Genomic DNA, 24,748 nt, shown 5'->3' with positions numbered 1-24,748 from the left:
CTCCCACAGGGGAACTGCGGTGTTTATTCGAAAACGATCACCGAGCGCGCCAGCTCACCGCGACGCAGTTCATCGAATGCCTCGTTGATCTGGTCCAGGCGGATGCGCTGGGAAATCATCTCGTCGAGCTTGAGCTTGCCGGACATGTAGAAATCCACCAGGCGCGGCATGTCGACCGGGAAGCGGTTGGAGCCCATCAGCGAACCCTGAATGCGCCGTTCGTGGAGCAATTGCAGCGGGTCGAGTTCGATCTTCAGGCCCGGCTTGAGCATGCCGATCACCGTGGCGGTACCGCCACGGGCCAACATGGCGAACGCCTGCTCGGCGGTTTGCTTGAGGCCGATGCATTCGAACGCGTGGTGCACACCGCCACGGGTCAGCTCCATCACCTGCTTGGCGGCATCACCGTCGCGGCCGTTGATCACATCGGTGGCGCCGAACTGCCTGGCCAGCTCCAGCTTCGAGTCGAGCATGTCGATGGCGATGATCCGCCCTGCTCCGGCCAGCGCCGCGCCGTTGATCGCGGCCAGGCCGATACCGCCGCAACCGATCACGGCCACGGTCTCGCCCGGCCGCACCTTGGCGGTGTTGAACACCGCGCCGGTGCCGGTGGTGACCGCGCAACCGAGCAAGGCGGCGCGGTCCAGCGGCATGTCGCGGCGGATCGCCACGCAGGCGTTTTCGTGCACCAGCATCTGCTCGGCGAACCCGGACAGGTTGACGAATTGCGGCATCGGTTTGTGCACGTAGGTCAGGCGCGGCTCTTCGTCCTTACCACGTTTGGTTTCCGGCGACACGCAGCGCGCCAGATGGCCGGTCACGCAGTGATCGCAGTGGCCACAGAACACCGTCAGGCAGGTGACCACATGATCGCCGGGCTTGACCGAACGCACTTCGGAGCCGACCTGCTCGACCACACCGGCGGCTTCATGACCCAACACCATCGGGCCGGGATAGGGAAACGAGCCGTCGATGACGTGCAGGTCCGAGTGGCACACACCCACCGCTTTAGTGCGGATCAACACTTCGCGCGGACCCGGTTTGCTGATGCCCACCTCTTCGATGACCAGCGGGGCTCCAACCTGATGGAATACGGCAGCTTTCATGGCAGTTCTCTCAACAATGATGTGGGGTTCAGGCCGGGTTGGCCGCTGTACGCAAAACGGCCTTGGCATGACTGAAAGTGCGGAAACCGTCGATGCCGTGGTAGGCCCCCATGCCGCTCTGGCCGACGCCGCCGAACGGCAAGCCTTCGGTGCTGGCGTGGCTCATCACACCGTTGAGGGTCACGCCACCGGAGCAGGTGCGGCTGAGTACCTGGGCCTCTTCGACGGCATCGTTGCCGAAGTAGTACAAGGCCAGCGGATGCGGCCGCGCGTTGATCTGGGCGATGACCTCGCTGATGGTTTCGTAAGGTTTGATCGGCAGCAGCGGGCCGAAGATTTCGTCCTGCATGACCTGCAAATCGTCACCGGGGTTGCGCAGCAACGTCGGCACGATCTTGTTCAGTGTCGATTGGCTGAAATCTTCAGCACCGGCATTCAGTTCGATCAGCTCGACACCGGCGGCGCGGGCCTCGCTCAGGTAATCCTGCAAGCGCTCGAAATGCCGGGCGTTGATGATCGAGGTGTAGTCGGGGTTGTCCCTGAGCGTCGGGAAGAACTTCGCCACTACGGCTTTCGCCACGCCGATGAAGGCGTCCACCGACTCTTGCGGGACAAACACGTAGTCCGGTGCCACGCACAACTGGCCGGCGTTGAGCAGCTTGCCGATCACGACCTTGGCCACCGCGTCGTTGAAGTCCGCCGAGCGCGAGATGATCGTCGGCGACTTGCCGCCCAGCTCCAGGGTCACCGGCACCAGGTTCTCCGCCGCCGCCCGCAACACATGTTTGCCGATGCTGGTGGCGCCGGTGAACAGCAGATGGTCGAACGGCTGGCCACAGAACGCCTGGCCGACCTGCGCACCGCCCAGAACCACCGCTACCTCATCTTCTGCGTACACAGAGCGGATCAACCGAGCGATCAACTCAGAGGTATGCGGATTGAATTCCGACGGTTTGATCATCACCCGGTTGCCCGCTGCCAACGCGCCGGCAAGCCCGCTGAACACCATGTAGCCAGGCACGTTCCAGGCCGTGACGATGCCCACGACCCCCAGGGGCTGGAATTGCACCCAGGCTTCACCGGCCCGGGCCTGGCGCTGTTCCGGGCGCATCCATTGCGCCAGTTCGGCTTTGGTCTGCTTGAGCGTCGCCAGTGGCGACAGCACTTCACTGCCCTTGGAGAAACCGGGGCTGCGATGGCCGAAATCGGCGCTCAGGGCCTCGATGATTTCCTGCTCATGATTGACCAGCAAACCGATCGCCCGGTCGAGCAACTCGCAGCGCTCTTCAAGGGTATAGGGTTCGCGGGCCTGAAAGGCCGCGCGTTGTTTTTCCAGGATCGTGCGGATGTCACAGCTCGTCGAACTCTCGATGGCACTCATCACTACCTCTCTTGTTTTTTTCAGGACGCGGCCACGGTCGGGCTGCAATGCACAGGGTCTGGCTGCATGGTTGATCATCGCCGGCGCGACGCCGCCACCCGGATCAGGTGGGTGGCGTCACGTCGATGGATTCAAGCGAGGATGCCCATGGCCTTGGCGCTGTTGATGGCCTGAGTGCGACGGCACGCGCCAAGCTTGACGTTGATGTTCTTGGCGTGGGTTTTCACGGTGTTTTCCGAGATGAACAAGCGGCTGCCCACCTCCCGCACCGACATCCCCTCGGCCAGCAACTTGAGTACCGACACCTCGCGGGGCGTCAGGTCATCCTGGTAATCCGCCACGCCGGTCAGGCGAACCGGTGAAACCTTGTCGTCGTTGGCCGGTTGCTCGCGGGCAGCGATCCGGGCGTTCTGCCGTGCGATCGGCCCTTGGTAACACGCCGCGTGGATCTTGCCCCAATGCATGCGTCGCTCGGCTTCGTGCAAATGCCAGCGGGCCTTTTCCGGGTCACGGCTGCGCGAAGCGATTTCCGACAACAGCAGGTAGGCGTTGAGCACAAAGGGGGCGCAGCAGTCGCGGACCTGCAACAGCCCTGCCTGCACCACCACTTCGGCTTCGTGGGTGTGGCCCTGTTGCAACAGCAACTCGCCTTGCGTGAACAGCAGCCGCCCGAGCAACGGGTAAGGTTGCGCGCCCTTCACGGTCAGTCGGTTGAGCTCGCTTCGCACCAGCGATTGCGCCTGCCCCCATTGCCCCTGAAGCATCAGCAGGCGCGCCCGGTCGACGTTGACCAACACTTCCGACTCATGACTGCCCTGGCGCCGGGCCAGTTCCAGTGAGTGATCCAGCAGCGACTGGGCCTTGACAAGGTCGCCGCCCTCCATCGCGATCCGCGCCAGGATGCAATGACACAACAACACCGACAGCCAATCCTCCGCCGTCAGCTCGTCAAGGGCCGCCCGACAATGCAGGCGCGCCGAATCGGCATGGCCGCGCAATGCCTGCAAGGTGCCGTACAGCGCCTGCCAGTTCACCAGCAGACGCTTATTGCGCCGGGCATCAGGCAACGGCAGAAAATGCCCGAGCCGCGCCAGGCACTCGGCGGCTTCGTCCAGTCGCCCGCTGAACAGCAAGGCCTTGGCGCACAGATAGATCAGGCGCGGGCTGCTGTGCAGCAACTGCGGTTCGATACGCTCACGCCAGTCCATCAGCTTGCTCAGATGACGTTCGCCGAGGATCCAGCTCAGCCACAAGCGCTCCATGTAATTGGCAGCCACCTCCGGCTGATCAGCGCACAACGCCTGCTCCACCGCCTCATCGACATGCCCCAGCACGCTGAGCAACTGACAGGCCCGCAGGCGCAGCCGATTCAACGGTGCTGCGTTCAACTGGTTTTGCAGGGACTGTGCCACGGCGGGCAGCAGGCGATACCAACCGGGCTGTTGCTCGACCGGGAACAGAAATGCCCGGCAGTCCAGCAGGCTGTGAAATACCCGACCACCCTGCTGGCCTTCCCATAACTGCTCGCAGAAGTCCGCGCTGAATCGGGACAAATGCGCGAGCCCACACAGGACCTCGCGCTGTTCCTGGCTCAGCCGCGACAACAGTTCGCGCTCAAGGTATTGGCCGAGCAAGGGTGAGGACTGTGCCTGTTCCAGAGAAAGCGACAGGCGAATACCGGCGCACCACCCGCCTGTCTCATGCCAGAGTTTTTCTCTGGCCGCTGCATCGGTGTGCGGCGCTAGGGCATCGATCAGCGATTCGAACTCATCGGGGTGCAGGGCCAGCTGCCCGGTGCCCAGCTCCTGCAACTGCCCGGTCAGCATCAAGCGCGGCAGATTCCAGTCTGGGCGCTGGCGGCAGGTGACCAACACTTGCAGTCGTGGGGTTTTGAGGGACAGGAGTTGGTCGAACCAGTGGTTCAGGTCTGCGGGCATATCGACGGGAAGATCGTCGAATACCAGGTGGATTGGGGCTACCTCAAGGGCCTCATCGCGAGCACACTCGCTCCTACAGTTAACCGCGTTCCCCTGTAGGAGCGAGCCTGCTCGCGATAGCAATAGCTCAGGCACCACAGCTCTTGAATCGAAAAACGCCAATACCGCATCCGGCGCAGTATCAGCCGCCAACCCCAATTCACCCGCCAATCCTGAAATGAAGTGCTCCAGCGTCCGCGGCCGTGCGCCCAAAGACATCCAGACCACTTGCCCCGGCGGCGCAACGCCCTGCAAATACTGCTGCAACAATGACGTCTTGCCATATCCGGCAGGCGCGCAAAGCAGTTGCAAGCGGCACTGCTTGCCCTCAAGTGCATCGATCAGATGCAGCCGTGGCACAAACATGGCGGACCTCGCTGATGGGAAGTGGACTCCATCATTGAGCCGGACACCGGTTTGCGCGCCACCCGCATCAGGTGGGTGCAAGGCCCGCAATGTACAACGCCCTGCGAACAGGGCGTTGCTTGAGGCAGCGGCGAACGGTTAGCGAATGCCGTCGTTGCGCAGCGCAGCCGGGGTGAAGTCGGTCATCTTCGCGGTCAAGCCATAGGTGGTGGCATGCCTGGACTGGTTGGTCATGGCCAGCACGTTGTAGCGGCCGGCGATCAGGTCGTAGATGCCGAGCATCGCGAAGTTCGGCGCGCCACGCTCGTAATCGTTGATCGCATAACCTTCCGCCACCCGCCACAGCTGGCCACGACCGTCGTAGTGATCGACCTCGGCCAGTTGCCAGGTGTCCTCGTCAAAGTACATGTCACGTTTGGCATACACGTGACGCTGACCGGGCTTGAGCGTGGCCTGCACGTGCCAGACGCGGTGCAATTCGTAGCGCGTCAGGTCCTGGTTGATATGCCCCGGCTTGATGATGTCGTCGTACTTGACCTTCGGCGACTGCAACTTGTAGTTGTTGTACGGAATGTACAGCTCCTGTTTGCCCACCAGCTTCCAGTCATAACGATCCGGAGCACCGTTCATCATGTCGGTGTTGTCGGCGGTGCGCATGCCGTCGGAGCCGTTGCCCGGGCCATCGTAAGCCACTTGCGGTGCACGCCGTACGCGGCGCTGGCCGGCGTTGTAGACCCACGCCAGGCGCGGTTCCTTGACCTGGTCGATGGTCTCGTGGATCAGGATCACGCTGCCGGCCATGCGCGATGGCGCGGTGATTTCCTGTTTGTAGTAGTACAGGACGTTGTCGGCCTGCCCGGCATCGACGCCTTCCATCAATTGCGGGAAAGCCAGTTTGTCCTCGTACTCGACAATGTTGTAAGAACCATTGGTTTGCGGAGCCGCCTGGGCCGCTATACGTTCCATGTTGCCACCGCGATAACGGTTGGTGTGGTTCCAATAGATCTCCACGCCGTTCTTCGGGATCGGGAACGGGTAGTAACGGGTCTGGGTGAAGTTCACCAGTCCGTTGCCATCGGGTGTCAGCTCGGTGGTCACCGCACTCTTTTTCGCGATGTCATAGACATTTTGCGGTGACGCGGCGGTGCGCTGGGTCTTGTACACCGGGATCTTGTAGCTGTCCGGATAGCGCTTGAACATCGCCAGCTGGCCCGGGGTCAGCTTGTCCTTGTACTGGTCGACGTTGGCTGCCGTGATCACGAACTGCGGTTTTTCACCGGCAAACGGATCGCCGAGAAAACCATTGTCGAGTGCCGCCGCACCGGGCTTTAGGCCCCCGGTCCAGGCCGGAATGCTGCCGTTGGCATTGCCTTCTTTCTGGGCCCCCAACGGCGTCAGCGTAGTCCCCAGTTGCGCCGCCTCTTGCGGGGAAACCGCGGCCATCACACCGCTGGCCAGCAACGACAGACTCAGTGCGCCAGCGCGCAGAATTAAACGTGCGTTCATGTTCAGTTTCCTCTGGCAGGGTTGCATCAGAAATTCACGCCGAAGCTCAGCGCGGCGTAGTCGCGGTCGACGTTGGTATTGAAATCGCCACCGAAGTAGTTGGTGTAACTCAGGCTGGCGGTGTAGGTGTTCTGGTAGTCGGCGTCGACACCGAGGCTCACGGCCTTGGAGCCTTCATCGAAGTTCGGGCCGTAACCCTGCACGTCGTGGGACCAGGCGATGTTCGGCGACAGGTTGATACCGGCGATCACGTTCGGGTAATCGAGCTTGCCGCGCAGGCGATAACCCCAGCTGCTGCTGGTGTAGAAGCCATCGTTGTTGCACTCCTGCGCCGGGTTGCTGGCGTTGGGCAGGCCCGCTGCGGTTCCACGGCAAGTGGCCGCCCCCGCTGCGCCCGGCAGTTCGCCGGAACCGAAGGCCGGGCTGCGACCGAAGCGAAGGTCCGTACCGTCCGCCTTGCCCAGGCCGTTGATCTTGTTGTAACCCACCTCGCCCACCAGGGTCAGGCGACTGGCGCCGAAGACTTGATCGAAGAACTGCGTGGCGGTCACCTGCGCCTGGGTCACCGGCATGCGCTTGTAGCCGTTGACCTCGGCCCCCAGGGTGCGTCCGGCGAATCCGGTGGTAATCAGCGGTGACGTCGCGCCAAAGGTTGCCGATGACAGCAGGTCAGCGGTGTTCAGTTGCAGCGGCATGTTCGGCCGGTAGCTGACTTCGCCACCGAGCGATACGCCGGCGACGTTGGTCTGGAAGCTCAAGCCGTACAGACGAATGTCTTCAGGATAATCGATGAAGTAACGCGCACTGCGCGCCGAGGCCACGCCACCGGCCGAGTTGCTCATCTGATTGATGCTCAGCAGCGGGTTGCGACTGTGGTAGTTCATCGCATAGGCGCCGAACTCGGTGTCGTTGGCTTCCGGCACATACCAGCGCAGCGCCAGGCCATACTGGCCACCGTCGCGGGCATCATTGTCCTTCAGGCGCGGGATGAACGCGTCGTCGGTGCCGGCAGCAATGGCAGCCAGACCGCCGGTGTTCTTCGCGACACCCGGTGGCAGGTCGAGACCGGCGATCACCAGGCGGTCGTCACAGCCTTGTGGCACGCCGTCATTGCCGAAGAACGTGCCACAGTTATCGACCACCGACTTGTCCCATTGCAGCTGGTAAAACCCTTCGGCGGTGATGTTGTCGGCCAGGCCCTGGGACACATAGAGCAGGTTGACCGGGATCAGGCCCTCCTTCACTTCCGCACCCGGGCGACGCAAGGCGGCGACGTCGATCGGGTTGATGCTGTTGATCGAGTTACCGATGAAAGTGCTCTCGCCCCAGCTCACCACTTGCTTACCCAGGCGCACGTTGCCGACCTGATCGCCAATCGAATAGTTGTGGTAGACGAAGCTGTCGAGGAACATTGCGCCGGACGACTTGGCCGCACGGTCACGTCCCGAGTCATCGATGTCATAGAACGGACGGCTCTCGTCCATCAGCTCGAAGTCGTACCAGTACTTGCCGCGCACGAAGGCGCCGCTGTCGCCGTACTTGAGCTCCAGGTCATGCACGCCCTTGAAGATCTTCGAGAAGGTTTCACCTTTCTTGAAGTTCAGGCGGTTGTCGTCGGTGGTCCGGGACGCGGACTTGCCACCGGTGACACCCTGGGAGTTGAAGTTGGAAATGAATTGCTTGTCCGGATCAGCTGCCGACCAGCTCGCGCCAATCGACAGCGACGAATCGAAATTGCCCTGAATTTCCCCGATATTGAAAACGACAGCGTGAGCCTCATTGCTCGCGCAAGTGGCAACCATCACAGCGACGGCCAGCAGACTCGGCTGGAAGACTCCGCGCATTGTTTTTGTTGTCATGCGGTTTCTCCGGTTAAGGATTAAGTGTTGGAGCGCCCATGCTAGCGGCGCTCCGTTGGGGGTCTCACACCCGAACGGGTGATTTGAAACAGCGTTATTGATGGGGTTTTGTGCCGCGTAACAACCCGGTTTGAACAACGCTCACCGTGCGTTACGCTCGGTGACACTCACCCGGTAAAAGTCGGTGTTCGCTTGTCGATAAACGCCGCCACGGCTTCGCGGTGATCGGCGGTCTGGTGCGACAGCACCTGGAACGTCGCCGACATTTCCAGCAGCGTGTCGAGTCGGGTGTGCAAGGCCTCGCGCAACAAACGCTTGGCCAGGCGCACGGCGTGAGGCGGGTTGGAGGCAATCGACGCGGCGATGTCCCGCGCCGTATCCAGCAACTGTTCGGCGGGAACAACCCGGGACACCAGGTTCCATTGCTCGGCCTGGCGAGCGTCGATCATTTGCCCGGTCAGGGTCAGTTCGGTAGCGCGGGACAAACCGATGATGCGTGGCAACAACCAGGCACCGCCGTCGCCAGGGATGATCCCCAGCTTGACGAAGCTCTCGGCAAACTTCGCGTGCTCCGACGCCACGCGGATGTCGCACATGCACGCCAGATCCAGCCCCGCGCCGATGGCCGCGCCATTGACCGCGGCAATCACCGGTACTTCCAGATTGAACAATGCCAAGGGCAAGCGCTGAATGCCGGTGCGATATTCCTGACGCAATTGCATGCCCGACATCTGCGCGTAGCGATCCATGTCGCGCACGTTGCCACCGGAGCAGAACGCCGTGCCGGCGCCGGTGATGATCACTGCACGCACACTGCTGTCGCGTTCGATTCGCTCAATGGCTTCGAGGAATTCCGGCACCGCGCTGTTGCCGGTCAGCGGGTTGCGTCGCTCGGGGTCATTCATCGTCAGGGTGACGACATGACCTTCCTGTTCGTATTTCAAAAACGCGCTCATGAATGATCCTCAGGCCGATGGGGACAGGGTGACGTGACGCACGAAATGGCTGGCGCAGGTATCCGGTTGTTCGAGAAAGGCCTGGCCGACGATGCCGTTCCACCAGGTTTCCGAGCCGTCGCTGATGCGCCACTCGTGCAGGCGCCGGGTGAACAATTGCAAGTCCAGTTCTTCGGTCACGCCGATGGCGCCGAACAGTGCGTGGGCGATGGCAGTGACTTGAGGCACGGCCATGCTGGTCCGCGCTTTGGCAATGGCCGTCGCCATCAGGTCCGGCACCTGCAAATCGCCGGCAAACGCCAGTTCAGCGGCGATGCGCGCGGCGGCCACTTGCTCGGCCATCACGCTGAGTTGATGCTGCACGGCCTGGAATTTTCCGATGGCCTTGCCGAACTGCACCCGGTCGTTGCAGTACTCCAGCGTCATGGCGAGAACCTGCTCCATGGCCCCGGCGATGGTGGCGGCGTGAATGGCGGCGTTGAACACTCGTACTTCTTCGCCGTTATGGCCGATTGCGCTGCCGAGTGAATACTGCGGCCAGTACAAGGTGGCGCATTGACTGCCGTGAACGCCCGTGGACTCGCGCCGGGCGAGCCTGCAATCGAGCAGCAGCAACTCGCCGTCCAGGTTGACCAGGGCGAAATCAGCCAACAAACCAAACGCCACGCGCGGCACGCATAACAGGCCATCGGGCTGGCGACAGGCTGTGCCGGCCAGGGTCACCATGCCGGTCGGTGGTGTGATCGGGCAGTCACGCAGCAGCGCGCGGGCGGCAATGCTTTGCGCCGCCGGGACCGGCAGCGCGCAGCGACCGAAGGCGACAAAAACCGGCAGCAGTGCATTCAGCGCAAGTCCCGCGCCACCGGCGACTTCTGGCGTCAGCAATTCGAGAAAGCCGCTGTCTTCCAGGGCACTCCACAGCGTTGCGGCGCTGTCTCCGCCCTCCACAGCACGGACCAGTGCCGGCGTGCAAAAGTCGCTGAGGATCTTTTCAATGGCTTCAGTGAACATGAAGTTTTTCCTATTCGAGGTGCATCAGCGCAGGCCAAGGCCGCGGGCGATCATGCCGCGCAGGATTTCCCGGGTGCCGCCGCGCAACGAGAAAGTCGGCGCGACCTGGTTCAGGTAGGCGACCGTGCGGTACAGCTCCTCATCGACGGGTACATCCGGATGGGCGCTGATCGCCAAGGCGATCGCTGACGGGATCGCCTGTTCGAATTCAGTGCCGATGTCCTTGACCAGCGCGGCTTCCACCACCGGGCTTTCGCCCCGGGCGAGCAATGCAGTCAGCGCCAGCGAGAGATTGCGCAGACAGGTCAACTGCGTGAGGAAACTGCCGAGCAACGCGGATTCCTGTGCAGTGGCGCCGTGACGGCGCAAGGTGTCGGCCCACAGATCGAGCAACACCACGCTGGAGTAGAAGCGTTCCGGCCCGCTGCGCTCGAACGCGAGTTCGGCATTGACCTGCTTCCAGCCGCTGCCCTCCTCGCCCACCAACGCGTCTTCGCCGAGCAAGACGTCGTCAAAGGCCACTTCGGAGAAATGCGCGTCGCCGGCCAGGTCGACAATGGGACGCACGCTGATGCCTGGCTGCCTGAGGTCGATGATGAATTGCGACAGCCCGTTGTGACGGTCCTCGGGCGAACCGCTGGTGCGCACCAGGGCGATCATGTAGTCGGCATGATGAGCATTGGTGGTCCAGATCTTGCGCCCGTTCAGACGCCAACCTTCAGGGCAACGGGTGGCGCGGCTGCGCACGCTGGCCAGATCAGACCCCGAGTTCGGTTCGCTCATGCCGATACAGAAAAACGCCTTGCCGGCGCAGATGCGCGGCAGGAAAAAATCCTTCTGCGCATCGTTGCCGAATTTCAGGATCAACGGCCCGCTCTGGCGGTCGGCGATCCAGTGCGCCGCCACCGGAGCACCGGCCGACAGCAGTTCCTCGACCAGTACGAAGCGACTGAATGCATCCAGCCCGGCACCGCCATAAGCGGCCGGCAAGGTCAGGCCGACCCAGCCACGGTGCGCGAGCTGGCGACTGAAACCGGCGTCAAAACCGGTCCAGCTACGGGCCCGTACATCCGCCGGGACGCTCGGCAGATGCTCGGCCAGAAATTCTTTGACCTCGGTACGAAAGGCCTCGGCGTGTGGCGGCAGCGCGGTCAGGCGAAAGGCGTCGAGCAAGCTGCTCACTGGGCACCCCCACTGACTTTGCCGTACAGCGTCACCACGCATGCACCGCCCAGACCGAGGTTATGGGCCATGGCCAGACGCGCGCCGTCGACCTGACGCTGATCGGCGTTGCCGCGCAATTGTCGGGTCAGCTCGTAACACTGCGCCAGACCGGTCGCGCCCAACGGGTGACCCTTGGAAAGCAGGCCACCCGACGGGTTGATGACGATCTGCCCGCCGTAGGTGTTGTCGCCGTCCATGACGAACTTCTCGGCCCCGCCCTCAGGGCAGAAACCCAGCGACTCGTAGCAGATCACTTCGTTCTGGGCGAAGCAGTCATGCAGTTCGCACACGTCGATGTCCTGCGGGCCGACACCGGCCTTCTCGTAGACCTGGCCCACCGCAGCGTGGGTCATGTGGGTACCGACCCAATCGAGCATCGATGGTTTTTCGAAATTGAAGGATTCCGGGGTGTCGGTGGTCATCGCCTGGGCGACGATTTCCACGTCGCGGCGCAGGCCATGCTTTTTGGCAAAGCGCTCGGACACCAGGATCGCCGCGGCACCACCGCAGGTTGGCGGGCAGGCCATCAGGCGGGTCATGACGCCTGGCAGAATCACCGGGTCGTTCATCACGTCTTCGACGCTGAGCACCTTTCGAAACAATGCGAGTGGGTTGTTGGCGGCATGACGGCTGGCCTTGGCGCGCACGGCGGCGAAGGTTTCCATTTTGGTGCCGTATTTGTGCATGTACTCGCGCCCGGCACCACCGAAGGTCCGGATGGCCTGGGGCATGCCATCCATATCGGCGGTGAGACCGCACAGGATCGGCAGGAAGCGCTCGCGGGTTGGTGGGCGGTCGTCCCAGTGGGATTTCAATGCGCCGGCCTGCATCTGCTCGAACCCCACCGCCAATACGCAATCGGCCGAACCGGACTCGATGGCCTTGCGCGCCAGGAACAGCGCGGTGGAACCGGTGGAGCAGTTGTTGTTGACGTTGACCACCGCAATCCCCGTCATGCCCACTTCGTACAGCACGGTCTGGCCGCAGGTGGAGTCGCCGTAGACATAACCGGCATAGGCTTCTTGCACCAGTTTGTAGTCGATGCCCGCATCAGCCAGGGCCAGGCGTATCGCTTCGGAGCCCATCTGCACATAGGTCGGGCTTTCGCTGGGCTTGCGGAACGGGATCATGCCGACGCCGGCAACCAGGACTTTTTCGCTCATGGTGTCACCTGAAAATGAGGGGGAAGGATCACAACTGGCGAGCGATCAGCTCACGCAGCACTTCACTGGTGCCACCAAAGATGCGCGTCACGCGCATGTCGACGAAGGCACGGGCAATCGGGTACTCGAGCATGTAGCCGTAGCCGCCGTGCAGCTGGACCATGTCGTCGATGCACTGCCAAAGCGTCTCGGTGGCGTACAGTTTGGCGATGGCCGACTCCTGCACGGTCAGGCGACGGCGCATGTGTTCGGCGATGTAGTGGTCGATGGTCAGGCGCACGGCGGTGGCCTTGGCCTTGATGTCGGCCAGCTTGAATTTGCTGTTCTGGAAGTCCCACACGGTCTGGTTGAAGGCCTTGCGGTCCTTGACGTACTCGACGGTCTGCTCCAGCAGGCGTTCGAGTTTGGCGGCGCAGTACAGGGCGATCACCAGGCGCTCTTGTGGCAACTCCTCCATCAAGTGCATGAAGCCTTTGTTTTCTTCACCGAGCAGGTTGCCCACCGGCACACGGACGTCGTCGAAGAACAACTCGGCGGTGTCGGCAGCGTGCTGGCCGACCTTCTCCAGCTTGCGGCCACGACGGAAACCCTCGCGATTGCACTCGACCATGATCAGGCTGCAACCTTTGGCGCCCGCACTCGGGTCGGTCTTGCACACCACCACGACCATGTCGCAAGTCAGGCCGTTGCTGATGAAGGTCTTGCTGCCGTTGATCACCCACTCGTCACCGTCACGCACGGCGGTGGTGCGAATGGCCTTGAGGTCGGAGCCGGTGCCCGGTTCGGTCATGGCCACCGCCAGCACGGTTTCGCCGGAGCAGATTTTCGGCAGCCATTTCTGCTTCTGCTCTTCGGTGCCAAGGCGCACGATATAGGGGGCGACGATGTCCGAATGCACGCCCAGGCTCCAGCCCGAAACGCCGGCGCGGTACAGCTCTTCGATCAGCACCGCCGAGTGGCCGAAGTCGCCGCCGCCACCGCCGTACTCGGTGGGGACGGTGAGGCACAACAGGTTGTGGCGCCCGGCCTTGAGCCAGGTTTCCCGGTCGACCTGCCCGGCCTCGTCCCACTGCGCCTGCTTGGGCAGGCATTCACGCTCGAAGAAACGCCGCGCGGTTTCACGCAGCATTTCGTGGTCTTCACGGTAGACGGTACGGTTGATGTGCATCGGGATCTCCAGTGGGTTGCCAGGCAGGCATGCGCCTGGTTCGTGGGTCCACTGTATTGGCGAGAGGTGGGTGATGAAGCCACCCGGATCGGGTAGCGGAATGCGGCCCCCTGTGGGAGCGAGCTTGCTCGCGATGGTGACGGCACATTCAATATTGACGGTGCCTGACACTCCGCTATCGCGAGCAAGCTCGCTCCCACAGGTTTTTGTGGTGTGGTTACTTGCGCAGTTCGCGCTTAAGGACTTTGCCCGCCGCCGACAGCGGCAGCTCGTCGCGGAACTCCACGGTCTTGGGGCACTTGTAGCCGGCGATGAACTCGCGGCAGAACAGCCGCAATTGCACCTCATCGACCTGGACACCGGGCTTGCACACCACCACCGCGTGCACCGCCTCGCCCCACTGTTCATGGAGAATGCCGATCACCGCGCACATCGCCACGGCCGGGTGTCGTGCCAGTATGTTTTCGACTTCCGCCGAGTAAACGTTTTCCCCACCGCTGACGATCATGTCCTTCAAGCGATCGACGATGAACAGGTACCCCTGCTCGTCCATCCACGCCGCGTCGCCGGTGTACAGCCAACCGTCGCGCAACGCCCTGGCGGTTTCCTCGGGCTTGTTCCAGTAGCCCTGCATGATGTTCGGCCCGCGCACGATGATCTCGCCCACCGTGCCACGGGGAACCTCCTGGCCCTGGGGGTCGACAATCTTCACGTTGACGCCCAGGCCGCCACGCCCCACCGAGCGCGACAAACCGCTGATGCGCGCCTCTGGCGTGTGATTGCACGGCAGATTGCTGGACACCACCGGGCAGGCCTCGGTCAGTCCGTAGGAGTGGGACAATTCGATGTCCGGCAGTCTGGCCAGCACTTGCTCGACCATATCCCCGGCGCTGGGTGAAGCGCCGTAGGTCAGGCGTTTCAGGCCGCCCAAGTCATACTTGTCAAAGTCTGGATGAGCCAACAGCGCAAGGATCATGGTCGGCACCAGCAACGTCTCGGTGACCCGTTCGCGCTCAATCATCTGCAAGGCCTGCAACGGGTCGAAGCTCGACACCAGCACATGGCTTTCACCGGCCAGAAACTGAATCAGCGCACGGGCCATGCCGGCGACATGGAACAACGGCGCGACATGCATCAACAGGCCGCCGTGGATCGGCGGCATGTCCACCATGCGAGGCATGCACGCCGACCACAGGTTCAGGTGCGACTGCATGACACCCTTGGGAAACCCGGTGGTGCCGCCGGTGTACATGATGCAGGCAAGGTCTTCACCGCCCCGCCCGGCGTCTTGCACTGGCGCAGTCTGGGCAATCAATTGCTCGAAACCCGACATGCCGGCCGGCACGTCACCGTCACCCGCATAAATCAACAGCGGCGCACGACGGGCCCTGGCACAAATGCCTTCGGCCAGCGCAGTGAAGTGCTCATCGACGATGAGGATGCCAGTACTGCAATCGTCCAGCGAATAGACGATTTCCGGCACGCTCCAGCGGATGTTCACCGGATTGAGCACCCCGCCGCCCCACCACACGCCCATGATGTATTCCAGGTAGCGGTCGGAGTTCAGCGCCAGCATGCCAACCCGGTCACCGGCCGCCATGCCGAGATTCTGCAAGGCGCCCGCCAGGCGAGCGACCCGTTCGCCAAATTCACGGTAGGTGTGGCGACGCTCGCCACAGATAGTCGCGATGTGGTCCGGGTTCTGTTGCAGCGTGCGTTGCAGGCATTGGGTCATGTACATGCTGTCAGCTCACGCCCCGATCCGTGCCGCGCCAGAACGGTTCGCGCAGATCGCGCTTGAGCACCTTGCCCGCACCGGACAACGGCAACGCAGCACGGAACTCCACGGATTTCGGGGTCTTGTAGCCGGCAATCTGCCGACGGCAGTGTTCGATGATCTGGGCGCTTGCAACCTCGTTGTCCGGCTTGAGCACCACCACCGCGTGCACCGCTTCGCCCCACTGCGCGCAGGGAATGCCGATCACCGCGCAGGCGGCGACGGCCGGGTGACTGGCGATGGCGCTTTCCACTTCACCGGAATACACGTTCTCGCCACCGCTGACGATCATGTCCTTGAAGCGGTCGACGATGTAGATAAAGCCATCGGCGTCCATGTAGGCACCGTCGCCGGTGTGCATCCAGCCGCCGCGCAAGGCCTTGGCGGTTTCCTCGGGGTTGTTCCAGTAGCCGAGCATGATGTTCGGGCCGCGCACCACCACTTCGCCGACGGTGCCGCAGGGCACTTCGTTGTCATTTTCGTCGACGATACGCACCGTGACGCCCAGTCCCGGCCGCCCGGCCGAGCGCAGGCGACCATTGGCGATGCCTTCTGCACTGTGGTTTTCCGGGCCGTTGGCAGAGATTGGCGGTGCCGCTTCGGTCATGCCGTAGCCTTGGGTGAACTCGACATTCGGCAAGGCCTTGAGTGCCATTTCCAGCAAGGGCACGGCAATCGGCGAGGCGCCGTAAGTGAGGCTGCGCAGGCAACTCAGGTCATGCCCGGCGAAATCGGGGTGCATGATCAGCGCCTGAAGCATGGTCGGTACGATCAGGATATCGGTGATGCGCTCGCGCTCGATGGTGCGCATCACGTCCAGGGCATCGAAGGCCGGAACGAAAATGCTCGGCAGCCCCAGCAACGAAATCAGGATCACCCGCGACAGCGCCGCCAGGTGGAACATCGGCGCGATGTGCAGGGTCAAGGCGTCAGCCGGCACTGGCACGTCGGCGGCACGGGCCACGGCGGCGGTCCACAGGTTCATGTGCGACTGCATCACGCCTTTCGGTCGGCCGGTGGTGCCGCCGGTGTACATGATGCTCGCCAGGTCATCGCCGCCGCGAAACGCGTCGTCCACGGGCGTAGCTTCACGAATCAGTTGCTCGTAGGACAGCATGCCTTCTGGCAACGGCCCGTCGCCGATGTGGATCAGCAACGGCCGCACCCTGGCGCTGCTGGCAATGCCTTCGGCCATGGGCAGGAAGGTGTCGTCGATCAGCAGGATGCGGGTGTCGCAGTCGTCCAGCGAATAGACGATTTCCGGCACGCTCCAGCGAATGTTCACCGGGTTGACTACGCCACCACCCCACCAGGTCGCCAGGAAATACTCAAGGAACCGGTCGGAATTCAGGCCCAGCAGACCGACGCGATCGCCGGTCTGCATCCCCAGTTGCTGCAAGGCCCCGGCCAGGCGAGCCACCCGGTCGGCCAGTTCGGCATAGGTGCGGCGGCGGCCGCGAAAGACCGTCGCCACGGCATGTGGACGTTGCTGCAGCACGCGGTGCAGGCCTTGGGTCAGATACATGAGGTTCTCCTGTGAATTATTGTTGTCAGGTAACGAACGCGACGCTACGGATCAGGTACCGGTGTATTTCGGCGAACGCTGCTCGACCTGGGCCATGCGCCCTTCGGCGTGATCCTCGCTGTCGCGCAGCAAGCCCCAGTGCAGATGGGCCTGGGTGACGAAGTCCCGGGGCGCGAGATGGGCGCTCTGCAAGGCCAGGCGCTTGATCGACTGCACTGCGAGCGGGCCGTTGGCGGCAATGCGCTCGGCCAGGTCCAGCGCCGCTGCCAGCAGACGGTCCTTGGGCAGCAGCTCGATGATCAAACCGATGTCCAAGGCCTGCCCGGCGTTGATCGATTCCCCGGTCAGCACCATTTTCATGGCATGGGCCGCTGGAATTGCACGCAGCAAGTACTGCACGCCACCAGCCGCCGGAATGGTCGCGTCGCACACCTCAGGCAAGCCGAACGTGGCGCCGGCCGAGGCAATGCGCAGATCGCATTGCAGCGCCAGCTCGAGACCGCCACCCAGGCAGGCACCATTGATGGCGGCAATCACCGGTTTCCAGATGTCCAGGTCGCTGAGGTCGAACAGCCGGCTGTAGCCGCCCTCCTCGGCTTCGGTCTCGCGGCTCTTGAGGGTGCCGGCGACAAAACCGGATGCCGCCAGCAACGACTCCTTGTGGCTTGCACCGCTGCAAAACGCGCGCTCGCCGGCACCGGTCAGGACGATCACCCGCACCTGCTCGTCATCCTGGCAGGCACCCAGGGTCTTGCGCAGGTGCATCAGGTCGCTGACGCTCAGCGCGTTGTTCGACTGTTGCGCATCGAGCGTGATGAGTGCCACGTGATCGTTGATCTTGAACTGAATGGCCATGATGTAACTCCTGCGCTGCGCGATTCTTCATGTTGTTTTTCAGGCGCCAAAACCCAGGCCCAGTTCACGCAGGCGCTCGATGGCCGCGGTGTCGAAGCCCCAGTCGCGCAGTGCCGCGCCGCCATGCTCACCACGCTCAGGCGCCGGTTGCGGTTGCGCCGATGGCGTGCCGAGGAAACGGGGAGCCGGGACCGGTTGCACCACCCCGTCGACTTCGATGAAGCTGCCACGGGCAACGCCGTGGGGGTGCCTGGCCGCTTCGGCGAGCCCGAGCACCGGCGCGACGCAGGCATCGCTGCCTTCGAAGGCCTCCTCCCACTGCTTGCGGGTACGGCCAAGGAACGCAGCAGTGAATGCCTCCCGTAGCCACGGCCAGCCAGCCCGGTCGTGCTGGCTGGGCAGGTCTGCGCTGGAAAGCCCGAGAATGTCCAGCATTTGCCCATAGAAGCGCGATTCAATCGGTCCGATCGCCATGTACTGGCCGTCGCCGGTTTCGTAGGTGTCGTACCAGGGCGCACCGCCATCGAGCAGGTTGCTGCCGCGCTGTTCTTTCCAGTGACCACCGGCCAGCAGACCCCAGATCACCGAGCCCAACTGCGCCGCACCTTCGGTCATCGCCGCATCAACCACCTGCCCGGCGCCGCCACGCTGCACATTGACCAGCGCCGCGAGCACGCCCATCGCCAGCAACATGCCGCCACCGCCGTAGTCACCCACAAGGTTCAGTGGCGGCACCGGTCGACCACCGGCCGGGCCAATACTCGACAGCACACCCGACAAGGCGATGTAGTTCAGGTCATGGCCGGCGCGGTCGGCCATCGGGCCGGTCTGGCCCCAGCCAGTCATACGGCCGTAGACCAGGCGCGGATTGCGCTGTAGCGCGACTTCCGGGCCGAGACCCAGGCGCTCCATCGTGCCGGGGCGAAACCCTTCGATCACCACATCGGCGCGCTCAATCAACTCCAGCGCGACAGCGACACTGTCGGGGTGCTTCAGGTCGAGGGTGACCGAACGCCGGTTGCGCCCGGTGATGTCGACCCGCTTGCCTTCAAGTTTCGGCCCCAGGTCACTGGCCTTCTGCGGCCGGTCGATGCGCACCACGTCGGCGCCCATGTCGGCCAACAGCATGGTGCCAAACGGCGCCGGCCCGATTGCCTCAAACTCCACCACCCGAATGCCGCTCAGTACGCCCATCGCCAACGCTCCGTGATTCTTCTGGAGCGCCAGCAGCACTCCTATTGTTGTGCCATCCAGTAGATCAATCCCGGCCCCACCGACCACCACCCGCATCGGGTGGTGGCCGCCAAAGACAGGGTCATCCCGCCCATGGTCTGGGTTACACTCGATGAGATTCGGCGCACTCATAAAACAAAAAAGAATCGGACAGCCCCATGGATAAACACCGCAAGTCCAATGCATCGGACACCCATGCCAGCCAGGTCTTCAATCCGGTTCAGTCCCCGATCGTCAGTACCAAGCTGACTCCACCGCGCAGCGCCGGGCGCCTGATTTCCCGCGAGCGCCTGCAGGAGCAAATGCTCAAGGCCCGCCGCCTGCGTTGCATCGTGCTCAAGGGGCCGGCCGGGTGTGGCAAGACCTCGACCCTGATCGCCTGGCGCCAGGCGCTGTTGCCGCTGGGGTTCGATGTGGCGTGGCTGACGCTGTCGGCCGATGACAACGAACTGGCACGCTTTCTTGACTATCTGCTGGCAAGCCTCGGCCAGATCGACCCGACGCTCGTGCGCGAAGCGACTCAACTGGAAGGTCGCGGCATCGACAGCGAAGCCGTGGAACGCACTGTCATCACTCTGGTGCGCAGCATTGCCAGCCGTGGCCGTGAGCTGGTGCTGGTACTCGACGACCTGCACCACCTGACTGACGTGGGCATTCACCAGGCCCTGCAATGGCTGATCGACTACGCCCCGGCCAACCTGCACCTGGCGCTGATCTCGCGCAGTATCGTACCGCTGTCCCTGGCGCGGTTGCGCAGCCAGGAACTGGTGCTGGAACTGAACCTGCGGGACTTGCGTTTCACCGCCGCCGAATCCGAACAGTTCCTCAAGGCGCAGTTGGGCGAGATCAGCGCCCGGGACGCCAGGATGATGCATGAGCTGACCGATGGCTGGGTCGCCGGCCTGCAACTGCTCGCCGTCAGCCGCAAAAAGAATCGCCCGCCTGCCGCCACAGAGGCGGCATCGGTGCAAGCGCAGCTACGGGACGATCAAGCCTTCGCCAGGTTTTTCGAAGTCGAAGTGTTGTCCCACCTGTCACCGACAGACCTGGACCTGTTGCTGCTCATGGCCGTGTGCAACCGTTTCTGCGCCTCGTTGTGCGCGGCCTTGAGTGGTCACCCGCAGGCGGTTGCCGAGGCGAACGCGCTGCTGACGCGGCTGGAGCGGGACAACCTGTTCCTGATCCCGGTGGACAGCGCCGAGCGCGAAACCTGGTATCGCCTGCACCCATTGCTGCGCGAAACCCTGCTCAAGTATTTCGACTCGCGCAACAACGCCGAGCAGCAAGCGGTGCACGTTCGCGCATGGAACTGGTTCCGCGAGCACAATCACCTGGATGAAGCGGTGCACCATGCGGTCATGGGCGGTGACCCGTCGGCCGCCGCCGATCTGGTGGAACAACACTGCGAAGCGCTGTACGCCCATGGCGACCTGCGCATGCTGATCGAGCTGGTACGGCTGTTGCCGGTCGAACAGGTACAGGCCCGGGTCAAGCTGCGCATTCTCAAAACGCGGATGCAGCTATATGCCAGGGACTTCGTGGCCTGCACCGCCAGCCTCGAACAACTGTTTCACGACGTTCCCGAGAGCGAAGTCCATGACCGCTTCATGATCTCGCTGCTGCGCGCCTCTTTGGCCCTGCAGCGGGATGACACCGATGCGGCCATGACGGTCCTGCCGCAATTGCTCAACCCGCCGGCGGGCAGCAACAGCGTGGCCATCGGCTCCTGTGCCAACATCCTGTCCTGGCTGTACATGCATCGCGGTGAATACGAAAAAGCCCGGCAGGTGCAACTCGACCGGCCGAACCTGCTGATCAATGGCCAGCCGCTGCTGGGAACCACGGCGGGCAGCCTTCAGGGGCGCTGCCTGATCGGCTTGAGCCTGGCCCTTGAAGGCCAGATGACCCAGGCGGAACGGGTTTACCGCGATGTATTGCATGAAGCCGGCCAATGCGGCAAAAGCGGTGCCGACGCTACTTACCTCTCCGCTGCGCTGCTCGGCGAAGTGCTGTACGAAACCAACGACCTCGACGCCGCATTCAAGATGCTCTCGGGCTGGATCGACATTCTCGAACGGATCTCGATTCCCGATTCCGTGCTGCGTGTGCTGCAAGTGCTGTGGAATGTGCAATGGCTGGCGGGTAACCATCAGGAGGCCCTGGCGTTCGTCGAGCGGCTTGATGAGTACGCAATCAAACTCGGCCTGGAGCGCCTGCAAGCCTACTGCCTGACCTGGCAGGTGCGCTGGTTGTTGATACTCGGGGAGACCGCACAAGCCCAGGCCAAGCTGGCGCGCCTGGAAGCCATCGATGCGCGCCACCCGGACGCCGGGCACACGGCACTCAAGGAAATCCACATCCTGGCCGAGAACGCCCGCGCTCGCTGGCAACTGGCGCAGGGCGACCTGGACGGCGCCTTCGCACGCATAGAACAGCTGATCGAAACCTGTGAAAGGCACCGCCGCCAACTCGGAGCGGTACGCCTGATGGTGCTCAGTGCCGTGATCGAGTCCGAACGGGGTCACCATGAGCAGGCGCGGGACAAGGTCATGGAGGCGCTGCGCCGAGGGCAACGCTTCGGCCTGGTACGCAGCCTCATCGACGCCCATCCGGAGGGGTTGAAACTGATCTGCGATATCACCAGCCGGGAAGTCCTTGACCCGGTGCTGGCGTTTTATGTCGAGCGCTTGCAGGCCGCCGGGGCTACAGCGCCTGCAGTCTCGAAAACCAAGCCCGCGACGGCGGCAACCAGCAAACCGCTGGCGGCCGGGATCGAGCCCTTGAGCGAACGGGAGATCGAAGTGGTTCGACTGCTGGCCCAGGCCCTGCCCAACAAGAAAATCGCCCGCGCGCTGGGGCTGTCCCCGGAAACCGTGAAATGGCACCTGAGCCATATCTACAGCAAGCTCGGCGTCAGCAGCCGCGATGAAGCGGTGGCGCGGGTCCGGGATCTGGAATCGCAGGGTGATGCGGGTCTCAATACGCACTAACTGACAAACAGAGAAACCTGGGGGAGCGGGCTTGCCCGCGAAGGCGGTGTATCAGTCAACATCAATGTTGAATGTACCGGCCTCTTCGCGGGCAAGCCCGCTCCCACAGGGGCCGTGGTGCTCTTCTTCCTGCTGGCATTTCTCTCCCGCCACCCACCTCGGGTGGCGTTCATCCAAGCCTCTCAAGCCTATCGTAACCCTCAGATCACAGGTGCAGTCCGCGCCTTGCGTAAGCGCTCGGCCTGTGGCCGGCCTGGCATTTTTGAGGAGTCTTGCGTGCATATCGCCCGAACCGTTTTCCGCGACGACCATGAAATGTTTCGCACTACCGTGCGCCGTTTTTTCGAGCGTGAATGCCTGCCGCGCCAGGCAGCCTGGGACAAAGCCGGCCAGGTCGACCGCGAGACCTGGCTCAAGGCCGGCCGTGAAGGCTTGCTCGGCATCACACTGCCCACCGAATACGGTGGTGGCGGTGGCGACTTCGGTCACAGCGCGGTGTTCAACGAGGAGTTCGCCCGTGCCGGCGTGAGTGGCGCCTACTTCGGCATGCACTCCGACGTCATTGCGCCGTACATCAATCGCTGCGGCAACGAAGAACAGAAACAGAAATGGCTGCCGGGCATCTGCTCTGGCGAGATCATTCTGGCCATCGCCATGACCGAACCCGGCACCGGCAGCGACCTCAAGGCCGTGCGCACCACCGCCGTACGCGATGGCGACGAATACGTGATTAACGGCAGCAAGACCTTCATCAGCAACGGCCTGACCGCCGACCTGGTCATCGTCGTGTGCAAGACCGACCCGGCAGCCGGCGCCAAGGGCATCAGCCTGATCACAGTGGAAGCCAGTCGCGCCGGTTTCAAACATGGTCGCAAGCTGGACAAGGTTGGCCAGCATGCGCAGGACACGGCAGAGCTGTTCTTCGACAACGTCCGGGTGCCGGTCGGCAACCGCCTTGGCGAAGAAGGCCTGGGTTTCACCTACCTGATGGGCGAACTGCCCCAGGAACGCTTCTCGATCGCGGTGTCCGCCGCCGCCAAGCTCGAGCGCGTGCTGGAACAGACACTTGAATACGTGAAGGACCGCAAGGCCTTCAACCAGACCGTCTGGGACTTCCAGAACACCAAGTTCAAGCTCGCCGACATCAAGGCCCAGGCCACCGCCCTGCGGGTGATGGTCGACTACTACCTGGGCGAACACATGCGCCGCCGGCTGACCCTGGAAGAAGCCGCCATCGCCAAGCTCTACACCACCGAAACCCTGTGGAAATGCATCGACGACATGGTCCAGCTGCACGGCGGCTACGGCTACATGATGGAGTACCCGATTGCCCGCGCGTTCGTCGACATGCGCGTCAACCGCATCTACGGCGGTACCAGTGAAGTCATGCGCGAAATGATCGCGCGCAAGCTCTGACCCTTCAAAACAACAAGGAAAACAACGATGAGCAATAAAGTGTTCGTTGCTGGCGTCGGCATGATCCAGTTCAAGAAACCGGGGACCAACGAGCCCTACGACATCATGGGTGAACAGGCGATTCGCCTGGCCCTGGCCGATTGCGGGCTGGACTTCAGTGACATCCAGCAAGCCTATGCCGGTTACGTCTACGGCGACTCCACCTGCGGCCAGAAAGCCCTGTACCGCGTGGGCATGACCGGTATCCCGCTGATCAACGTCAACAACAACTGCGCCACCGGTTCCAGCGCGCTGTTCCTGGCCCGTCAAGCCGTGGCCAGCGGTGCGGTGGACTGCGCCCTGGCATTTGGCTTCGAGCAGATGAATCCCGGCGCGTTGAAATCCGCCTGGACCGACCGCGCCCCGGCCACCGAGCGCGCCCTCAAGCTGACCAACGAACTGGTGGGCATGCCCGACCTGCCGACTGCCATCCGCCAGTTCGCCGGTGCCGGCTACGCGCACATGCAGAAGTACGGCACCCGGCTGGAAACCTTCGCCAAAATCCGCGCCAAGGCCAGCCGCCATGCCGCCAACAACCCGCTGGCAGTGTTCCGCAACGTGGTCAGCACCGAAGAAGTCCTGGCCGCACCGATGTTGTGGGAAGGCGTGCTGACTCGCCTGATGGCCTGCCCGCCGACCTGCGGCGCCGCCGCGAGCATCGTGGTCTCCGAAGCCTTCGCGAAAAAGCATGGCCTGCGCACCGACGTGCTGATGGCCGGCCAGGCCCTGACCACCGACCTGCCGAGCACCTACGATGCCAAGGACATGATCCGCGTGGTCGGTTTCGACATGACCCGCATGGCTGCCGACATCGCCTACAACCAGGCGGGCATCGGTCCACAAGACATCGACGTGATCGAGCTGCACGACTGCTTCGCGCAGAACGAGTTGCTGACCTACGAAGGCCTCGGCTTGTGCGCTGAAGGCGGCGCCGAGCAACTGGTCAACGACGGCGACAACACCTACGGCGGCAAGTGGGTAACCAACCCCTCCGGTGGCCTGCTCTCCAAGGGTCACCCGCTGGGCGCCACCGGCCTGGCCCAGTGCTACGAGCTGACCCACCAACTGCGCGGCACCGCCGAACAGCGCCAGGTGCCGAACGCGCGCATCGCCGTGCAGCACAACCTCGGTCTGGGCGGCGCCTGCGTCGTCACCGTGTACCAGAAAAACTGAAGCGACCGGTTAATGAAGGAGTCA

General features: G+C 63.1%; 17 protein-coding genes. 3 read left to right on the top strand and 14 right to left on the bottom strand.

The features are described 5' to 3' along the window. Window positions 1-23: 23 nt before the first annotated feature. The 14 genes from BSF44_RS00185 to BSF44_RS00120 form a co-directional block, all read right to left on the bottom strand. Window positions 24-1,106, bottom strand: coding sequence for a Zn-dependent alcohol dehydrogenase (locus BSF44_RS00185; protein ID WP_046040422.1), 1,083 nt, complete (start codon window positions 1,104-1,106; stop codon window positions 24-26). Window positions 1,107-1,134: 28 nt separating this feature from the next. Next, complete coding sequence (locus BSF44_RS00180; protein WP_256588917.1) at window positions 1,135-2,565, bottom strand: coniferyl aldehyde dehydrogenase; 1,431 nt, start codon at window positions 2,563-2,565, stop codon at window positions 1,135-1,137. Window positions 2,566-2,618: 53 nt separating this feature from the next. Next, on the bottom strand, window positions 2,619-4,829 hold the full coding sequence (locus BSF44_RS00175; RefSeq protein ID WP_095941730.1) for a LuxR C-terminal-related transcriptional regulator: 2,211 nt from the start codon (window positions 4,827-4,829) through the stop codon (window positions 2,619-2,621). 138 nt (window positions 4,830-4,967) lie between these two features. Then, a complete protein-coding gene (locus BSF44_RS00170; protein ID WP_095941729.1) occupies window positions 4,968-6,335 on the bottom strand; it encodes a DUF1329 domain-containing protein in 1,368 nt (455 codons plus the stop codon). Between the two features lie 26 nt (window positions 6,336-6,361). Further along, on the bottom strand, window positions 6,362-8,194 hold the full coding sequence (locus BSF44_RS00165) for a DUF1302 domain-containing protein (RefSeq protein ID WP_095941728.1): 1,833 nt from the start codon (window positions 8,192-8,194) through the stop codon (window positions 6,362-6,364). 167 nt (window positions 8,195-8,361) lie between these two features. After that, window positions 8,362-9,150 carry a crotonase/enoyl-CoA hydratase family protein gene (locus tag BSF44_RS00160; RefSeq protein WP_095941727.1) on the bottom strand — a complete coding sequence of 263 codons (789 nt, stop codon included), beginning with the start codon at window positions 9,148-9,150 and terminating at the stop codon, window positions 8,362-8,364. A 9-nt stretch (window positions 9,151-9,159) separates the two neighbouring features. Next, on the bottom strand, window positions 9,160-10,161 hold the full coding sequence (locus BSF44_RS00155) for an acyl-CoA dehydrogenase family protein (RefSeq protein ID WP_095941726.1): 1,002 nt from the start codon (window positions 10,159-10,161) through the stop codon (window positions 9,160-9,162). A 24-nt stretch (window positions 10,162-10,185) separates the two neighbouring features. Next, entirely contained in the window at window positions 10,186-11,343 is a 1,158-nt protein-coding gene (locus BSF44_RS00150) for an acyl-CoA dehydrogenase family protein (RefSeq protein WP_095941725.1), read from the bottom strand. After that, window positions 11,340-12,548: a lipid-transfer protein gene (locus tag BSF44_RS00145; RefSeq protein WP_095941724.1), complete on the bottom strand. Its 1,209-nt coding sequence runs from the start codon at window positions 12,546-12,548 to the stop codon at window positions 11,340-11,342. The genes BSF44_RS00150 and BSF44_RS00145 overlap by 4 nt, the downstream gene beginning before the upstream one ends. Window positions 12,549-12,576: 28 nt before the next feature. After that, complete coding sequence (locus BSF44_RS00140; protein ID WP_095941723.1) at window positions 12,577-13,716, bottom strand: acyl-CoA dehydrogenase family protein; 1,140 nt, start codon at window positions 13,714-13,716, stop codon at window positions 12,577-12,579. A 217-nt stretch (window positions 13,717-13,933) separates the two neighbouring features. Continuing rightward, complete coding sequence (locus tag BSF44_RS00135) at window positions 13,934-15,457, bottom strand: long-chain fatty acid--CoA ligase (protein ID WP_095941722.1); 1,524 nt, start codon at window positions 15,455-15,457, stop codon at window positions 13,934-13,936. Window positions 15,458-15,461: 4 nt separating this feature from the next. Next, window positions 15,462-17,018 (bottom strand): long-chain fatty acid--CoA ligase, encoded by a 1,557-nt coding sequence (locus BSF44_RS00130; RefSeq protein WP_095941721.1) that lies wholly within the window; start codon window positions 17,016-17,018, stop codon window positions 15,462-15,464. Between the two features lie 51 nt (window positions 17,019-17,069). Further along, window positions 17,070-17,873, bottom strand: a complete 804-nt coding sequence (locus tag BSF44_RS00125; RefSeq protein ID WP_095941720.1) for an enoyl-CoA hydratase/isomerase family protein — start codon at window positions 17,871-17,873, stop codon at window positions 17,070-17,072. Window positions 17,874-17,912: 39 nt separating this feature from the next. Continuing rightward, the gene (locus BSF44_RS00120) at window positions 17,913-19,067 is read right to left on the bottom strand and encodes a CaiB/BaiF CoA-transferase family protein (protein WP_095941719.1); all 1,155 of its coding nucleotides are present in this window, start codon (window positions 19,065-19,067) and stop codon (window positions 17,913-17,915) included. Between the two features lie 197 nt (window positions 19,068-19,264). On the opposite strand from BSF44_RS00120, the gene BSF44_RS00115 reads away from it, so the two are divergent. The 3 genes from BSF44_RS00115 (at window position 19,265) to BSF44_RS00105 (ending at window position 24,724) form a co-directional block, all read left to right on the top strand. Beyond that, window positions 19,265-22,096, top strand: a complete 2,832-nt coding sequence (locus BSF44_RS00115) for a LuxR C-terminal-related transcriptional regulator (protein ID WP_095941718.1) — start codon at window positions 19,265-19,267, stop codon at window positions 22,094-22,096. A 315-nt stretch (window positions 22,097-22,411) separates the two neighbouring features. Beyond that, the gene (locus tag BSF44_RS00110; protein WP_256588926.1) at window positions 22,412-23,512 is read left to right on the top strand and encodes an acyl-CoA dehydrogenase family protein; all 1,101 of its coding nucleotides are present in this window, start codon (window positions 22,412-22,414) and stop codon (window positions 23,510-23,512) included. Window positions 23,513-23,539: 27 nt separating this feature from the next. Beyond that, on the top strand, window positions 23,540-24,724 hold the full coding sequence (locus BSF44_RS00105; RefSeq protein ID WP_095941716.1) for a lipid-transfer protein: 1,185 nt from the start codon (window positions 23,540-23,542) through the stop codon (window positions 24,722-24,724). Window positions 24,725-24,748 lie beyond the last annotated feature (24 nt).

Source organism: Pseudomonas sp. ACN8 (genome assembly GCF_002303925.1).
In the GTDB taxonomy this organism is placed as follows: Bacteria; Pseudomonadota; Gammaproteobacteria; order Pseudomonadales; family Pseudomonadaceae; genus Aquipseudomonas.
This window is presented reverse-complemented; position numbering and strand designations above follow the sequence as displayed.

Coding starts and splice junctions, on each gene's coding strand:
- BSF44_RS00185 (WP_046040422.1), bottom strand. CDS start 1,106: ATGAAAGCTGCCGTATTCCATCAGGTTGGAGCCCCGCTGGTCATCGAA.
- BSF44_RS00180 (WP_256588917.1), bottom strand. CDS start 2,565: ATGATCAACCATGCAGCCAGACCCTGTGCATTGCAGCCCGACCGTGGC.
- BSF44_RS00175 (WP_095941730.1), bottom strand. CDS start 4,829: ATGTTTGTGCCACGGCTGCATCTGATCGATGCACTTGAGGGCAAGCAG.
- BSF44_RS00170 (WP_095941729.1), bottom strand. CDS start 6,335: ATGAACGCACGTTTAATTCTGCGCGCTGGCGCACTGAGTCTGTCGTTG.
- BSF44_RS00165 (WP_095941728.1), bottom strand. CDS start 8,194: ATGACAACAAAAACAATGCGCGGAGTCTTCCAGCCGAGTCTGCTGGCC.
- BSF44_RS00160 (WP_095941727.1), bottom strand. CDS start 9,150: ATGAGCGCGTTTTTGAAATACGAACAGGAAGGTCATGTCGTCACCCTG.
- BSF44_RS00155 (WP_095941726.1), bottom strand. CDS start 10,161: ATGTTCACTGAAGCCATTGAAAAGATCCTCAGCGACTTTTGCACGCCG.
- BSF44_RS00145 (WP_095941724.1), bottom strand. CDS start 12,548: ATGAGCGAAAAAGTCCTGGTTGCCGGCGTCGGCATGATCCCGTTCCGC.
- BSF44_RS00140 (WP_095941723.1), bottom strand. CDS start 13,716: ATGCACATCAACCGTACCGTCTACCGTGAAGACCACGAAATGCTGCGT.
- BSF44_RS00135 (WP_095941722.1), bottom strand. CDS start 15,457: ATGTACATGACCCAATGCCTGCAACGCACGCTGCAACAGAACCCGGAC.
- BSF44_RS00130 (WP_095941721.1), bottom strand. CDS start 17,018: ATGTATCTGACCCAAGGCCTGCACCGCGTGCTGCAGCAACGTCCACAT.
- BSF44_RS00125 (WP_095941720.1), bottom strand. CDS start 17,873: ATGGCCATTCAGTTCAAGATCAACGATCACGTGGCACTCATCACGCTC.
- BSF44_RS00120 (WP_095941719.1), bottom strand. CDS start 19,067: ATGGGCGTACTGAGCGGCATTCGGGTGGTGGAGTTTGAGGCAATCGGG.
- BSF44_RS00115 (WP_095941718.1), top strand. CDS start 19,265: ATGGATAAACACCGCAAGTCCAATGCATCGGACACCCATGCCAGCCAG.
- BSF44_RS00110 (WP_256588926.1), top strand. CDS start 22,412: ATGTTTCGCACTACCGTGCGCCGTTTTTTCGAGCGTGAATGCCTGCCG.
- BSF44_RS00105 (WP_095941716.1), top strand. CDS start 23,540: ATGAGCAATAAAGTGTTCGTTGCTGGCGTCGGCATGATCCAGTTCAAG.